Source organism: Enterococcus sp. C76, assembly GCF_040886985.1.
Lineage (GTDB): Bacteria > Bacillota > Bacilli > Lactobacillales > Enterococcaceae > Enterococcus_B > Enterococcus_B lactis.
Genome location: NZ_JBFOEY010000095.1, coordinates 1 through 219 on the forward strand (window position 1 = coordinate 1; position 219 = coordinate 219).

At 37.9% G+C, this 219-nt stretch carries 1 protein-coding gene; it reads left to right on the plus strand.

The features are described from left to right. Positions 1 to 219, plus strand: a 219-nt coding sequence (locus AB3I00_RS14900) for a hypothetical protein (RefSeq protein WP_368025657.1), incomplete at both ends; no start/stop codon positions are given.

Here is a 219-nt window from a genome sequence, read left to right on the forward strand (position 1 = left end):
TCGTGTGAATCAAAATAAAATTTATACCCCTTTAGAAGTGACGGCAAAACCAGGGGTGTATTCCTTTTATGATCACCAATTACATGAAGAATTAGGACAATTTGGGTATCAAACGATTGAATTTCCTGTGATGGAAGGCGAAGTCTATAGCTGTGACACGAATGTATTGGATGAAGTTGTGGCAGTTGTTGCTTTTTTGATGGATGAACAAGCAGAGAT